The sequence below is a fragment of the Streptomyces sp. NPDC058274 genome (assembly GCF_042881375.1).
In the GTDB taxonomy this organism is placed as follows: Bacteria; Actinomycetota; Actinomycetes; order Streptomycetales; family Streptomycetaceae; genus Streptomyces.
In genome coordinates this window covers 147,590-160,887 of sequence record NZ_JBHVXW010000022.1, presented here as the reverse complement: position 1 = coordinate 160,887, position 13,298 = coordinate 147,590, and the positions used below count along the sequence as shown (strand labels likewise).

Annotated in this window: 14 protein-coding genes; 1 reads left to right on the top strand and 13 read right to left on the bottom strand. The window is 70.5% G+C overall.

Annotation, left to right across the window (positions count from 1 at the left end):
* Positions 1-118: 118 nt before the first annotated feature.
* The 9 genes from ACFVYF_RS32470 to ACFVYF_RS32430 form a co-directional block, all read right to left on the bottom strand.
* Complete coding sequence (locus ACFVYF_RS32470; protein ID WP_389461165.1) at positions 119-871, bottom strand: DUF3159 domain-containing protein; 753 nt, start codon at positions 869-871, stop codon at positions 119-121.
* A 3-nt stretch (positions 872-874) separates the two neighbouring features.
* Complete coding sequence (locus ACFVYF_RS32465) at positions 875-1,273, bottom strand: OB-fold nucleic acid binding domain-containing protein (protein WP_389461163.1); 399 nt, start codon at positions 1,271-1,273, stop codon at positions 875-877.
* Positions 1,274-1,356: 83 nt separating this feature from the next.
* On the bottom strand, positions 1,357-2,073 hold the full coding sequence (locus ACFVYF_RS32460) for a response regulator (RefSeq protein WP_389461162.1): 717 nt from the start codon (positions 2,071-2,073) through the stop codon (positions 1,357-1,359).
* The gene (locus ACFVYF_RS32455; RefSeq protein ID WP_389461160.1) at positions 2,061-4,904 is read right to left on the bottom strand and encodes an ATP-binding protein; all 2,844 of its coding nucleotides are present in this window, start codon (positions 4,902-4,904) and stop codon (positions 2,061-2,063) included. Before ACFVYF_RS32455 ends, ACFVYF_RS32460 begins: the two co-directional genes overlap by 13 nt.
* Before the next feature lie 161 nt (positions 4,905-5,065).
* Positions 5,066-5,758 (bottom strand): ABC transporter ATP-binding protein, encoded by a 693-nt coding sequence (locus tag ACFVYF_RS32450; RefSeq protein ID WP_389461159.1) that lies wholly within the window; start codon positions 5,756-5,758, stop codon positions 5,066-5,068.
* 59 nt (positions 5,759-5,817) lie between these two features.
* Entirely contained in the window at positions 5,818-7,038 is a 1,221-nt protein-coding gene (locus tag ACFVYF_RS32445) for an alginate lyase family protein (RefSeq protein ID WP_389461157.1), read from the bottom strand.
* A 221-nt stretch (positions 7,039-7,259) separates the two neighbouring features.
* The gene (locus tag ACFVYF_RS32440; protein WP_389461155.1) at positions 7,260-8,024 is read right to left on the bottom strand and encodes a DUF3710 domain-containing protein; all 765 of its coding nucleotides are present in this window, start codon (positions 8,022-8,024) and stop codon (positions 7,260-7,262) included.
* Between the two features lies 1 nt (position 8,025).
* Entirely contained in the window at positions 8,026-8,550 is a 525-nt protein-coding gene (gene dut / locus ACFVYF_RS32435; protein WP_389461153.1) for a dUTP diphosphatase, read from the bottom strand.
* Positions 8,547-9,131, bottom strand: a complete 585-nt coding sequence (locus tag ACFVYF_RS32430) for a PaaI family thioesterase (protein WP_389461151.1) — start codon at positions 9,129-9,131, stop codon at positions 8,547-8,549. Before ACFVYF_RS32430 ends, dut begins: the two co-directional genes overlap by 4 nt.
* A 58-nt stretch (positions 9,132-9,189) precedes the next feature.
* Here ACFVYF_RS32430 and ACFVYF_RS32425 point away from each other — a divergent pair, with 58 nt between their 5' ends.
* Positions 9,190-9,651 carry a DUF3093 domain-containing protein gene (locus ACFVYF_RS32425; RefSeq protein ID WP_389461150.1) on the top strand — a complete coding sequence of 154 codons (462 nt, stop codon included), beginning with the start codon at positions 9,190-9,192 and terminating at the stop codon, positions 9,649-9,651.
* Between the two features lie 41 nt (positions 9,652-9,692).
* Here the strand turns inward: ACFVYF_RS32425 and ACFVYF_RS32420 are convergent, their stop codons facing one another.
* The 4 genes from ACFVYF_RS32420 to ACFVYF_RS32405 form a co-directional block, all read right to left on the bottom strand.
* Positions 9,693-10,604 carry a hypothetical protein gene (locus ACFVYF_RS32420; RefSeq protein WP_389461148.1) on the bottom strand — a complete coding sequence of 304 codons (912 nt, stop codon included), beginning with the start codon at positions 10,602-10,604 and terminating at the stop codon, positions 9,693-9,695.
* 13 nt (positions 10,605-10,617) lie between these two features.
* The gene (locus tag ACFVYF_RS32415; protein WP_005481602.1) at positions 10,618-10,914 is read right to left on the bottom strand and encodes a DUF4193 domain-containing protein; all 297 of its coding nucleotides are present in this window, start codon (positions 10,912-10,914) and stop codon (positions 10,618-10,620) included.
* 393 nt (positions 10,915-11,307) lie between these two features.
* Positions 11,308-12,558: a sensor histidine kinase gene (locus ACFVYF_RS32410; RefSeq protein WP_389461147.1), complete on the bottom strand. Its 1,251-nt coding sequence runs from the start codon at positions 12,556-12,558 to the stop codon at positions 11,308-11,310.
* A 6-nt stretch (positions 12,559-12,564) separates the two neighbouring features.
* On the bottom strand, positions 12,565-13,218 hold the full coding sequence (locus ACFVYF_RS32405; protein ID WP_010983842.1) for a response regulator transcription factor: 654 nt from the start codon (positions 13,216-13,218) through the stop codon (positions 12,565-12,567).
* Between the last annotated feature and the right edge of the window lie 80 nt (positions 13,219-13,298).

Below are 13,298 nucleotides of genomic sequence, written 5' to 3'. Positions count from 1 at the left end.
CCGAAGGGGCGCCCTGAGATCTCAGGGCGCCCCTTCGGCGTACGCACGTCAGGAAGCCGGTCGGCCAGCAACGCGGGTGCGGAAGCGGCAGCTCCCGGCGATGTCCGCCCCGGCGGCGTCAGGCCTCTCGGCGGTGCCGGGGCCCTGTCGCCTCGTTCGCCTCGACGGCGGCCGCGCGGCTCTCCTTCTCGGCCTTCTCCTCGGCCTCCATCTCCGCGAACACGTCGATGGGCGCGGGCGCCTTCGCGAGGAAGACCCAGGTGAGCCAGACGGCGAGCAGGAAGGGCGGGATCTTCAGGGCGATCAGGACCCAGCCGAACTGGGTGGTGTCGGCCCACCAGTACAGCGGGAAGAGCACCGCGCACTTGGCGAGCAGAATCAGGCCCCAGGCCCAACTGGCCTTCGCGTACGCCTTCTTGCGGCCCGGATTGCGCTTGCGCCAGGAGAGGTTCTCCTTGAAGACCGGGCCGAGGATCAGACCGATCAGGGGGACGCCAGCGAGGGTCGTGACGATGTAGGCGATGGCCAGGCCGAGCGTGTAGAGCATGCCCGGCAGATAGAAGTCCTTGGCGTTGCCCGTCATCATCGCGAAGACCACGCCGAACGCGACGCCGAAGACGCCGCTGAAGGCGTGCTTCACGGTGTCCCGCATCACCAGGCGGACCACGACGAGCAGCACGGACACCGCGAGGGCCGCGATCGCCGCCCAGTGCAGATCCTTGTTGATCGTGAAGATGGTGACGAAGAGGAGGCCGGGCACCACGGTCTCGACCATGCCCCGCACGCCACCGAACGCCTCGAAGAGCGCGGCCTCGGTCACCGCCCTCGAATCCTGCTGGGCGTCTTCGGTCGGCTTGTCGAGCGACGTCACCGGCTACTCCCGTCCGAGCGGTCTGAGTTCGTACTTCGGATTGAACAGCACCCTACGGCCTCGGCTCATGGAGATCCGGCCCGATGCGATGAGTTTGCGCCCCGGCTCTATGCCGACTATGGAGCGCCGGCCGAGCCAGACCACGTCGAGGGCCGCCGAACCGTCGAACAGCTCGGCCTCCAGGGCCGGCACTCCGGCCCGCGGGCGCAGAGTGACCGTGCGCAACGTACCAGTGACGGTGACGATCTGTCGGTCCTGGCAGTCGCCGATGCGCGTGCATCCGGCGGTGTCGGTGTCCTCCCGCAGCTCCTCGGACTCCAGGTCCTCCTGGGACGAGGAGAGCCGGTCGAGCATGCGCCGGAACCGGCCCGCCGGCTTTTCGGAACGAGGGATCGCGCTCATATCTGAAGCGTACCGGGGTCCCCTGACACGAGCGGAACAGGTGCGCTCACCTGTGCCGTCCCCTGCTCTGATTCCCGCCCGGGCTACTTCTCGAACCGGTATCCCATGCCCGGCTCGGTCAGGAAGTGCCGCGGGTGCGAGGGGTCCGCCTCCAGCTTGCGGCGCAACTGGGCCATGTAGACCCGCAGGTAGTTCGTCTCCGTGCCGTACGAGGGCCCCCAGACCTCCTGCAGCAGCTGCTTCTGGCTGACCAGGCGGCCGCTGTTGCGCACCAGGACCTCCAGGAGGTGCCACTCCGTGGGGGTCAGGCGCACATCGCGTCCGGCGCGGTTGACCTTCTTGGCGGCCAGGTCGACGGTGAAGTCGCCGGTCTCGACGATCACGTCGTCCTCGCCGCCGCCGGTCGGCTCGGCCCGGCGCACGGCGGCCCGCAGCCGGGCCAGCAGCTCGTCCATGCCGAACGGCTTGGTCACGTAGTCGTCGGCGCCCGCGTCGAGTGCCTCGACCTTCTCGTCCGAGGAGTGCCGGGCGGAGAGCACCAGGATCGGCACCCGGGTCCAGCCGCGCAGGCCCCTGATCACCTCGACGCCGTCCATGTCGGGCAGTCCGAGGTCGAGCACGACCACGTCGGGGTGGCGGGCGGCGGCGAGCCGGAGCGCGGTGGCGCCGTCCGGGGCCGCGTCGACCTCGTACTTGCGTGCCTTCAGGTTGATCACGAGAGCACGGGTGATCTGCGGCTCGTCGTCGACCACGAGCACCCTCGTGGGCGTCTGGGGGTCATCCCCGGTTAGGCGCCGCATGGGGCCTGCCTTTCTGCTGTCGCCATGACCACGCCTTCTGCCGCCGCGGTGGCTGCGGTACCCGCCGCCGCGGAGGCGGCCGGGCCGGCTGTCGCACCGGCCGCCCTGTCAACTGTCGCAGTGGCCGGCCCGTCCGCTCCGGCTCCGGCTCCGGCTCCGGCTCCGGCTCCGGCCGGAATCTCCCCGGGTACGACGGCCCGGCCGCCCGTGTCCGCACCGGCCGGGGCCTGATCCGCCTCCCCCGCCACCACCGCCCGGCCGTCCATGCCCCTGCCGGCGAGTCCGGCGCCTTCGCCGACCGGTCCTTCCGCCGCCGCGCTCGCCGGGCTCCCACCGCGGTGCACCGCCCGGAGCGTCAGCACCATGGTGAGGCCGCCGCCGGGGGTGTCCTCGGCGTCGAGCGTGCCGCTCATGGCCTCGGCGAAACCGCGGGCGACCGCGAGCCCGAGCCCCACTCCGGCTCCGCGCGGGGCATCGCCGTAGCGCTGGAAGGGCTCGAAGATACGGTCCTTGGCGTCGTCCGGGACCCCGGGGCCGCGGTCCACCACCCGGACCTCCACGCGTTCCGCGAGGGCACTGGCGGCGACCAGGACCCGCTCGCCGGGAGGGCTGTACTTGACGGCGTTCTCGACGAGGTTGGCGACCGAGCGCTCCAGCAGGCCGGGGTCGACGGCGACCATCGGCAGGGTCTCCGGGATCTCCAGCTCCACGCTGTCCTCGGGGACCCCGCCGAGCGCCATCGGCACCACCTCGTCGAGGTCGACCTCGCGGATCAGCGGGGTGACGGTCCCGGTCTGGAGCCGGGACATGTCCAGCAGGTTGCCCACCAGGTGATCGAGCCGGTCCGCGCCGTCCTCGATGCCGGCCAGCAGCTCCGCCCGGTCCTCCTCGGACCACTCCACGTCGTCCGAACGCAGCGACGAGACGGCCGCCTTGATCCCGGCGAGGGGGGTCCGCAGGTCGTGGCTGACGGCGGCCAGCAGCGCGGTGCGGATGCGGTTGCCCTCGGCGAGCGCCCGGGCCTGGTCGGCCTCGGACTTCAGGCGCCTGCGGTCGAGCACGACGGCTGCCTGGGCGGCGAAGGCAGCAAGCACCCGCCGGTCCTCCGCGGGCAGCACCCGGCCCGACAGGGCGAGCGCCATATGGGCGCCGACGGGCACGTCCACGTCCGCGTCCTCGGGGCGGCCGACCCGCTGCCCGACGCTGCCCGCGCAGGTCCACGGGTCAACCTCGCTCGTACGCTCCAGAAGCGCCGCCGACTCCATCCCGAAGGTCTCCCGGACCCGCTCGAGAAGGGCTTCCAGGCTGGTCTCACCGCGCAGCACGCTGCCCGCGAGGAAGGACAGGATCTCGGACTCGGCGCGCAGCCGGGCCGCCTGATGGGTCCGCCGGGCCGCCACGTCCACCACCGACGCCACGGAGACGGCGACGCCGAAGAAGACCGCGATGGCGAGGATGTTCTTCGGGTCGGAGACGGTGAACCGGTGCAGCGGCGGGGCGAAGTAGTAGTTCAGCAGCAGGGAGCCGAAGGCGGCGGAGGCGAGGGCGGGCAGCAGACCGCCGAGCAGGGCTGCGGCGATCGTCAGCGACAGGAACAGCAGCATGTCGTTGGCGATGCCAAGGCCGGCGTCGATGTGCGTGAGCAGCAGGGCGAGGAGGGCGGGGCCGCCGACGCCGGTCAGCCAGCCGCCGGCGATCCGTGAGCGGCCGAGGCGTGCGCCCCGGGCGACCGGCAGCCCGCGCCCCTTGGCGACCTCTTCGTGGGTGACGATGTGCACGTCGAGGTCGGGGCCCGACTCCCGGGCGACCGTGGCGCCGACACCGGGTCCGAAGACGTACTGCCAGGCCTTGCGGCGGGAGGAGCCGAGCACGATCTGCGTGGCGTTGGCCCCGCGGGCGAAGTCGAGCAGGGCGGCCGGGATGTCGTCGCCGACGACATGGTGGAAGGTGCCGCCGAGGTCCTCGACCAGGGTGCGCTGGACGGCCAGTTCCTTCGGGGAGGCCGAGGTCAGCCCGTCGCTGCGGGCGATGTAGACGGCCAGCACCTCGCCGCCCGCGCCCTTCTCCGCGAGGCGCGCGGCCCGGCGGATCAGCGTCCGCCCTTCCGGCCCGCCGGTCAGCCCGACGACGATCCGTTCGCGCGAGCCCCAGATCTTCGAGACACGGTGTTCGCTGCGGTACTCGGTGAGATACGCGTCGACCCGGTCGGCGACCCACAGCAGCGCCAGCTCGCGCAGCGCGGTCAGGTTGCCGGGGCGGAAGTAGTTCGACAGTGCCGCGTCGACCTTGTCCGGGCGGTAGACGTTGCCGTGGGCCATGCGGCGGCGCAGTGCCTCGGGCGACATGTCGACCAGCTCGATCTGGTCCGCCCGCCGGACGACCTCGTCGGGGACGGTCTCGCGCTGCCGTACGCCGGTGATCGACTCGACGACGTCCCCGAGCGACTCCAGATGCTGGATGTTGACCGTGGAGACGACGTCGACGCCGGCGGCCAGCAGCTCCTCGACGTCCTGCCAGCGCTTGACGTTGCGCGAGCCGGGGACGTTCGTGTGGGCGAGTTCGTCCACCAGGGCGACGGCGGGGGCGCGCTCCAGTACGGCGTCCACGTCCATCTCGGTGAACCGGGAGCCCCGGTGGTCGAGTTCGCGGCGCGGGATCTGTTCCAGGCCGTGCAGCATGACCTCGGTCCGCGGCCGGTCGTGGTGCTCCACGAAGGCGACGACGCAGTCGGTGTCGCGCTCCACGCGCCGGTGCGCCTCGGAGAGCATCGCGTACGTCTTGCCGACGCCCGGTGCCGCACCGAGATAGATCCGAAGCTTGCCGCGTCCCATGGCCCCATTGTCTTCCCGTGACAGCCGCCCACGCAGCGTCGACCCTACGGCCAGCGAGCCGGACAAATGGGACGAGATGCTGGTCGGGGGATGTCCTTGACGCAACCCTGACGCCGGGCGAGCCCCCGTGGGCGCCGGAGGACCGCGCCGGCCCGGCGTGGTCAGTGCTCGACGATCTCCCCGTCGCTCAGCTCCAGCACCCGGTCGGCCAGCCCGAGCAGGGTCGCGTCGTGCGTGGCCACCAGCGCCGTCACCCGCTCGCTGCGGACGACCGCACGCAGCAGCTCCATGACGGCGATGCCGGTCTCCGCGTCGAGCTGGCCGGTGGGCTCGTCGGCGATCAGGAGTGCGGGGTTGTTGGCCAGCGCCCGGGCGATGGCCACGCGCTGCTGCTGACCGCCGGACAGCTCGCCGGGCCGCTGCGCCGCGTGGTCGGCGAGGCCGACGAGGGAGAGCAGCAGCTCGACGCGCTCCTCGCGCTCGCGCGGCTCGGTCCGGCGCAGCCGCAGCGGTACGCCGACGTTCTCGGCGGCCGTGAGGATGGGGATGAGACCGAAGGACTGGAAGACGAAGCCGATCCGGTCCCGGCGCAGTTCCAGCAGTCCGTTCTCGTCGAGCCGCGCCAGTTCGCGTCCGTCGACGCTGATGCTGCCCTCGTCCGCCGTGTCGAGGCCGCCGACGAGATTGAGGAGTGTGGTCTTGCCCGACCCGGAACGCCCTTTGAGGGCGACGAGTTCACCGCGGGGCACCTCGAAGGAGACGCCCCGCAGCGCGTGTACGGCGGCTGCTCCGGTGCCGTACGAACGATGCACGTTCTCCACGCGCACCATGGTTTCCGTGACGATCCGGTTCATGATCCTCCCCCGTCGGCCGGGCGCCAGTATCGTCACCTGGTGCCCGGCCGGGCAATGGGTCAGCTCGGGTTGTCCCCGTGCGTCAGCGTCTCCCATGCCACGAACAGGTTGTTGCTGCCGGCCGGCCGGTTCTGCTTGGTCAGCGCCTCGGTGTTGGCCATCGCGTAACCCAGCCGGTTGTGCATGGCGTTGTAGCCGACCTCGGTGACCGGCCCGAGCCCCAGGGTCAGCGAGCCGCCGCACAGCCAGCTCGGCGCCGCCTCACCCAGCTGGTACTTGGACTGGAAGCCGAGCGCCTGTCGCAGCCGCTCGCCGACGTCGGTGGTGTAGAGGTCGGTGCCCTGGATGCGGCTGGTCTCGGCGACGTGCGAGATCGCGGAGATGCCGTACCCGGTGTGGACGAAGTCCCGGCAGGTCTCCTGGGTGAGCCCGGTGACGAAGGTGGACTGCCCCTGCCAGTAACTGACGATCTTCGCCGTGGTGTTGAGGTTCTGGCTCGGCACGGTCTTCGGGACGGACCCGTCGGAGGAGAGGTAGATGTACGCGGCCGTCCGCGTCCGGAACGTCGCCATCGCCTTGTCGTACGAGGTCTTGTCCTCCAGGAAGACGGAGATGCCGATGGCGGCCTCCATCATCGACAGTTCCCAGTTCCCGTTGGAGTTGGAGCCGTTGATGATCTCGGGGAGGTAGACGTTGCGCAGCATGGTCGCGAAGCGCGCGGAGTTGGTCCAGGTGCCGGTGTACGTGTACTTGATGATCTCGGCGGCCTTGGGCCACGAGGAGCCGGCCCAGCCGGTCTGCAGCGGCGCGTTGCTGTTCGTGTGATCCTTGATCGTGGCCGACCAGGCGTCCATCAGCTCGATGGCCTTCTTCGCGTACCGGTCGTCTCGCGTGATGTACCAGGCGAGGGCGTCGGTGTACGCGGCTATCGCGTCCTCGCGCTCGTCCGTGCAGCCGTAGTTGGGGTTCGAGTACGAGCCGCACTCGACGGTGGCACGGGGCGCGGGGGTGCGCGTCAGCGAGGCGTACTTGCTCGCCAGCATCTGGTCGTACGCGCCCTTCCAGGGCTGGGTGCCCGCGAGGACCTTGGTGCGGGTGAAGTCCAGCTGGCTCTTGGAGACCGTGACCCCGGGGTGCGCGAAGGTGGCCGGGGCGGCCTCCGCCCGGTGGGTGCCGGGCCAGGCCATGAGGGCCGCGACGAGGGCGGCCGTGACGGCGGCGACGGTGGCGAACATGGCGGGGCGTGTTCTGCGGCGGTGCCTTGGGGGGGTCTCGGGCATGTGGGGGGCCATCCGTTCTCGTATGTGAACCACGCACTGAGTTCTGAACACACGCACTGGCCGGTGACCATAGGTACGGACCAGACTTCCGTCAAGACCTGAAGAAAGAGAAGCAGCTCAACTGCCGTTCATGAGGGAGAGCTTGGGCACGAGAGTGCGGGCACGCGAAAGGGCCACACCCGGTGGGGGTGCGGCCCTTCTGCTGTGACTCCGTACGACGGCTAGCGGACCTCGGTGATTTCCGGTCCGCGCTGCAGCTGCCCCATGCCGCCGGAGAAGCGGGACCCGGCCTGCTCCTCCTGCTGGACTCCCTCGGGGACCATCTGCGCGTCGTTCGGCAGCTTCAGGACGATCGGGTCGCGCGGGGCCATCGGGCCCTCACCGCGGACGACGACCGTGTCCCGGAAGATCTGCTCCAGCAGGCCCGCGGCCCCGGGCTGTACCGCACCCTGCCCGGAGATCACTCCACGCAGGAACCAGCGGGGGCCGTCCACTCCGACGAACCGCACGACCTGGAAACCGCCCGTGCCGTCCGGCAGTTGCACGGGCACCTGCGCCCGCAGCTCCCAGCCGAGCGGGCCCTCGACCTCGTCGATGACACCACCCTGCTGTGTGATGCCGGAGGCGATCTCCTCGCGGACCTCACCCCAGATGCCCTCACGCTTGGGCGCTGCGAAGGCCTGCAGCTGGATCGCGCTGTCCTTCAGGACGACCGTCGCCGCGACGATCGCGTCACCCGCGACCTCGACCCGCAGCTCCATGCCCTCGACTCCGGGCACGAAGAGACCGCCGAGGTCCACCCGGCCTTCGGCCGGATCGCGTACCTCGGAGTCGTCCCACGGGCCGTCGGGGCGGGGCTCGGGCTCGAGCCGCACACGCTCACGCTCGGCTGCTTCGTCCGTCTCAGTGTCGAACTCGTCGACGACCTGCTCGGCCTCGCCCGCCGCGTCCTCGGCGGCACTGCCCTTCTTGCGACGTCCGAACACGTCACTGTCCTTCCCGGTCGGATACGACCGATGCGTATCGATTCCCACCCGCCCCGCCGCCCACGGCGGCATGGCCGCCGGTGGACCCGAAGCCCCCTGCGGCCCGCGCCGAGTCGGGAAGCTCCGCGACTTCCTGGAAGCGGACCTTCTCGACCTGCTGGACAACCAGTTGGGCAATCCGGTCGAAGCGCTCGAACCGCACGGACTCGTGCGGGTCGAGATTCACCACGATCACCTTGATCTCCCCACGGTACCCGGCATCCACCGTCCCCGGGGCATTCACGAGGGCGACACCGCAGCGGGCGGCGAGGCCGGAGCGAGGGTGTACGAAGGCCGCGTACCCCTCCGGGAGCGCGACAGACACTCCGGTCGGCAGAACGGCTCGTTCGCCGGGCTTCAGTTCACAGCTCTCCGTGGTCCGCAGATCGGCTCCGGCGTCACCGGGATGTGCGTACTCGGGAAGCGGTACTTCGGGATCGACGCGCCGGATCAGCACGGCGATCTCCTGTCGGGCGGTCGGGCTCACGGGTTCACCTCGAAGGCGCGGGTGCGCCGAATCTGGTCCGGGTCGTCCATGGCCGCCCGGATCTCCTCGGGCCGGCCGTTGTCGATGAAGTGGTCGACCTTCACCTCGATGAAGAGGGCGTCCGCGCGGACCGCCACCTGACCCTCGGGCCCCCCGATCCGTCCGGTGGCGGTCGAGTAGATCTTGCGGCCGGCGACGGCGACCACCTCGGCCTCGAGATACAGCAGGGTGCCCACGGGCACCGGCCGTACGAAGTCGGTCTCCAGGCGGCCGGTGACGGCGATGGTGCGCAGCAGCCAGTTCAGCGAGCCGAGCGTCTCGTCGAGCGCGGTGGCGAGTACGCCGCCGTGCGCGAGGCCGGGAGCGCCCTGGTGGGCGGGGCGCACGGTGAACTCCGCCGTGATCTGGACGCCCTCCCCCGCACGTGCCTCGAGGTGCAGCCCGTGAACCTGTCCCTCACCACACCCGAAACACCGTCCGTAGTGCGCGCCGAGGAGCTCCCCGGGGGCCGGGGCGTCAGGGTGCCGCACCGGCGCGACGGCGTCGGCCGGGGGCTTCAGAGCTGCGGAAGTACCACTCACAGCCGCAGACCTTACCCGCGCGTCGGCCCTGGGCGGACACCGTGCCAAGCTTGGCTCCATGCAGCTCTCCGCCTCCCCCTACGAAGAACGACTCACCGCGCCCCGCAGCTGGTGGCTGATCTGCGTCCTGGTCGGGATCGCGATGGCGTTGATCTTTCTCCCGTTCGGCACGCTGCCGCTGCTCGGCGCGCTGGTCGGCGGCACCGCCGTCTCGGCCGTCGTGGCCAGCTCGTACGGCTCGATCCGCATCCGGGTCGTGGGTGACTCGCTGATCGCGGGCGAGGCGAGGATCCCGGTGGCGGCGCTCGGCGAGGCCGAGATCCTCGACCCGGAGGAGACCCGGGCCTGGCGCACGCACAAGGCGGACCCGCGTGCCTTCATGCTGCTGCGGGCGTACATCCCGACGGCGCTGCGCGTCCAGGTCACCGACCCGCAGGACCCGACGCCCTACCTGTACCTGTCGACGCGGGAGCCGGCCCGTCTGGCGGCGGCGCTGGAAGCGGCCCGCAGGGCGGCGTAACGCCGCTCCCGGCCCGGGTCGGTGCCCAGCCGCCGCCGGGATCAGCGCCCCAGTTCCTTGGGGATCTCCCCGGGCCGCAGCGGATCGGCCGGCTGCTCCAGGGACGGCAGTGCCGGAAGGGCGTCCCACGGCACCTGGGCCTTGCGCAGATCCTTGCGGATCCGCTCGGCGAGACGCTTGGTGTCCCGGCGGTTCATCACCGCTCCGACCGCGGCGCCGACCATGAACGGCATCAGGTTCGGCAGGTCCCGGACCATGCGCTTCATGATCTGCTGGCGCAGCTCCCGTTTCATCTGGCCGCCGAGTGCGGAGTTGATCGTCGACGGCTTGGTCACGTCGATGCCGCGCTCCCCGGACCAGGAGCCCAGATACGCCGTACTGCGTTCCTTGAGGTTCCCAGGTGGTCTCCGGCCGTAGACCTCGTGGAGTTCGGCGATGAGCTTGAGTTCGATGGCGGCGACGCCGGTGATCTCGGCCGCCAGTTCTGTGGGCATGGCGGGCGGCACGGGCAGCATCGCGGCCGCTCCGATTCCCGCTCCCACGGTCGATGTCGCGTTGGCGGCGCCCGCGACGAGTTTGTCAGCGAGCTGCTCGGGGCCCAGGCCCGGGAACTGCCTGCGGAGGGTCGCGAGGTCCCGTACGGGAATGCGCGGGGCGTTGTCGATGATGCGGTCGGCGAGATGAGCCAGGCCCGCCCTGGCCCGGCTGCCGCCCTTGCGGAAGCTGTTGGTCACCCCGTCCCGGACGACCGCGGCGCGTCGCCTGGCGGCGGGCGCAGGGGTCTCCACGGGGGTGTCAGCGCCGCCGGTGGGGGGCGCCGGTTCGAGCGAGGCTGATCCTGGTCGGGAAGAGCCCCGCTCGTCGTCACGCAGGCTGTCAGAGCCGTCTGACGGCCCTTCGTCCGCTCCCGCCTTGTGGGAGCGGCGCTTCCAAGGTGGGGTCGAGCCAGTCACGGCCGACCCTGCCTCAGTCGCAGTCGCGGCAGATCGGCTGACCGTTCTTCTCGCGGGCCAGCTGGCTGCGGTGGTGCACCAGGAAGCAGCTCATGCAGGTGAACTCGTCCTGCTGCTTGGGCAGCACCCGGACGGCCAGCTCTTCGTTCGAGAGGTCCGCTCCGGGCAGTTCCAGGCCTTCGGCGGCCTCGAACTCATCGACGTCTACCGCCGAAGTCGACTTGTCATTCCTCCGGGCCTTGAGCTCTTCAAGGCTGTCCGAGTCGACGTCGTCGTCGGTCTTGCGTGGGGTGTCGTAATCCGTTGCCATGTCGCTCTCCCCCTCTGGGTGTCTGCGGTGTCTCCAGCGCACGTAACGCGTGAGAGGCCGGACTTGTGCCCGACCCGAGGCGGAGATTTTGCCTCACATCAAGGTCTGTTACTCAATCGACACCCAACCGGACTCCTCATGAGTGATCGGCTTGGATGGCGATCGGGACCGTACACGGTCCGAATGTCGCACTTCAAAGCGGTCTCCCCGTGTACTTCCCGTGATCAGGACTCCCGAAAACCCGGATTTTCCCGGCTTTACGGCAGGTCACATGATCACGGAGAGTATATGGCCGGAAAATCGCCCTTGTGATCGATCACACAGGGATCTCCCGGACGGGTGACCCGAAAATTCCGCGCAAAGCGAACATCCTCGTGTGTCGGCGACATGGTCTCAGATAGGAAGGGTCACTCGCATCACGAGTCCACCTCCCTCGCGTGGCACGGCGGCGATGTGGCCGCCGTGAGCGCGGGCCACCGACCGCGCGATGGACAGGCCGAGGCCGACGCCCTTGTCGCTGCCCGTGCGCTCCGTACGCAGCCGCCGGAAGGGCTCGAAGAGGTTGTCGATCTCGTACGCGGGCACCACGGGCCCCGTGTTCGAGACCACCAGGACCGCGTGACCGTGCTGGATCTCCGTCGTGACCTCGACCCAGCCGTCTTCCGGCACGTTGTAGCGCACGGCGTTCTGGACGAGATTCAGGGCGATCCGCTCCAGGAGGACGCCGTTGCCCTGGACGATCGCGGGAGCGCGCTCACCGCGGATCTCCACGCCCTTCGCGTCCGCCTCCGACAGCACCTGGTCGACGGCGCGCGAGGCCACCTCGGCGAGGTCCACGGGCTTGCGCTCGACGATCTGGTTGTCGCTGCGGGCCAGCAGCAGCAGGCCCTCGACGAGCTGCTCGCTGCGCTCGTTCGTCGCCAGCAGGGTCTTGCCGAGCTGCTGGAGCTCAGCCGGCGCCGCCGGGTCGGACAGATGCACTTCGAGGAGGGTCCGGTTGATCGCGAGCGGTGTGCGCAGCTCGTGCGAGGCGTTGCCGACGAACCGCTGCTGGGCCGTGAAGGCCCGTTGCAGCCGCTCCAGCATGTCGTCGAAGGTGTCCGCCAGTTCCTTCAGCTCGTCGTCCGGGCCGTCCAGCTCGATCCGCCGCGACAGGTCCGAGCCCGCCACCGCGCGCGCGGTGCGGGTGATCCGCCCGAGCGGGGAGAGGACCCGGCCGGCCATCGCGTAGCCGAAGGCGAAGGCGATGATCGCCAGGCCCAGGAGGGCGAGGAGGGAGCGGCTGAGCAGGTTGTCGAGGGCGACCTGGCGCTGGTGGTCGATGCAGGTGCTGATCGCGGCGTTGAACTGATCGAGCGGCAGGTTGGTGGCGCCGTCGACCGCGGGGCAGGTCGTGCTGGTGACCCTGATCGTGTTGCCGTCGACGATCTTGAAGAGCGGTTCGTTTCCCGTGTTCAGCGCCTGTGCCGCGAGCAGGTAGATGATCGACAGCAGCAGAATGCCGGCGATCAGGAACATGCCTCCGTACAGCAGCGTGAGCCGTATCCGGATGGTCGGGCGCAGCCAGGGGAAGGGAGGCTCCTGCCGTCTGGGGTCCCAGGTGGGCTTGGGAGGCGCCGTGGGAGGCGCGGGTGTCGTGGCCACGGGGGCTCAGATCCGGTAGCCGGAGCCGGGCACGGTGACGATCACCGGGGGCTCGCCCAGCTTGCGGCGCAGCGTCATGACGGTCACCCGTACGACGTTGGTGAACGGGTCCGTGTTCTCGTCCCAGGCCTTCTCTAGGAGCTGCTCGGCGGAGACGACGGCACCCTCGCTGCGCAGCAGCACCTCCAGGACGGCGAACTCCTTCGGCGCGAGCTGGACCTCCTTGCCGTCGCGGAAGACCTCGCGGCGGTTCGGGTCGAGCTTGATGCCGGCGCGCTCCAGGACGGGCGGCAGCGGCACGCTCGTACGACGGCCGAGGGCGCGCACGCGCGCGGTGAGCTCGCTGAACGCGAAGGGCTTGGGAAGGTAGTCGTCGGCGCCGATCTCCAGGCCCTCGACCCGGTCGCTGACGTCTCCGGACGCGGTGAGCATCAGCACGCGCGTGGGCATGCCGAGCTCGACGATCTTGCGGCAGACGTCGTCGCCGTGCACCAGCGGGAGGTCGCGGTCGAGGACGACCACGTCGTAGTCGTTCACCCCGATGCGCTCCAGGGCGGCCGCGCCGTCGTACACGACGTCGACGGCCATGGCCTCGCGGCGCAGTCCGGTGGCCACCGCATCGGCGAGCAGCTGCTCGTCCTCGACGACGAGTACGCGCACGTCGCTGTCCTTCCTGTGTCCACCCGCGTAGCGCCCCTCGGGCACGCGCGGGCAGGGTCTGATGGGGTCCCCACGACTCG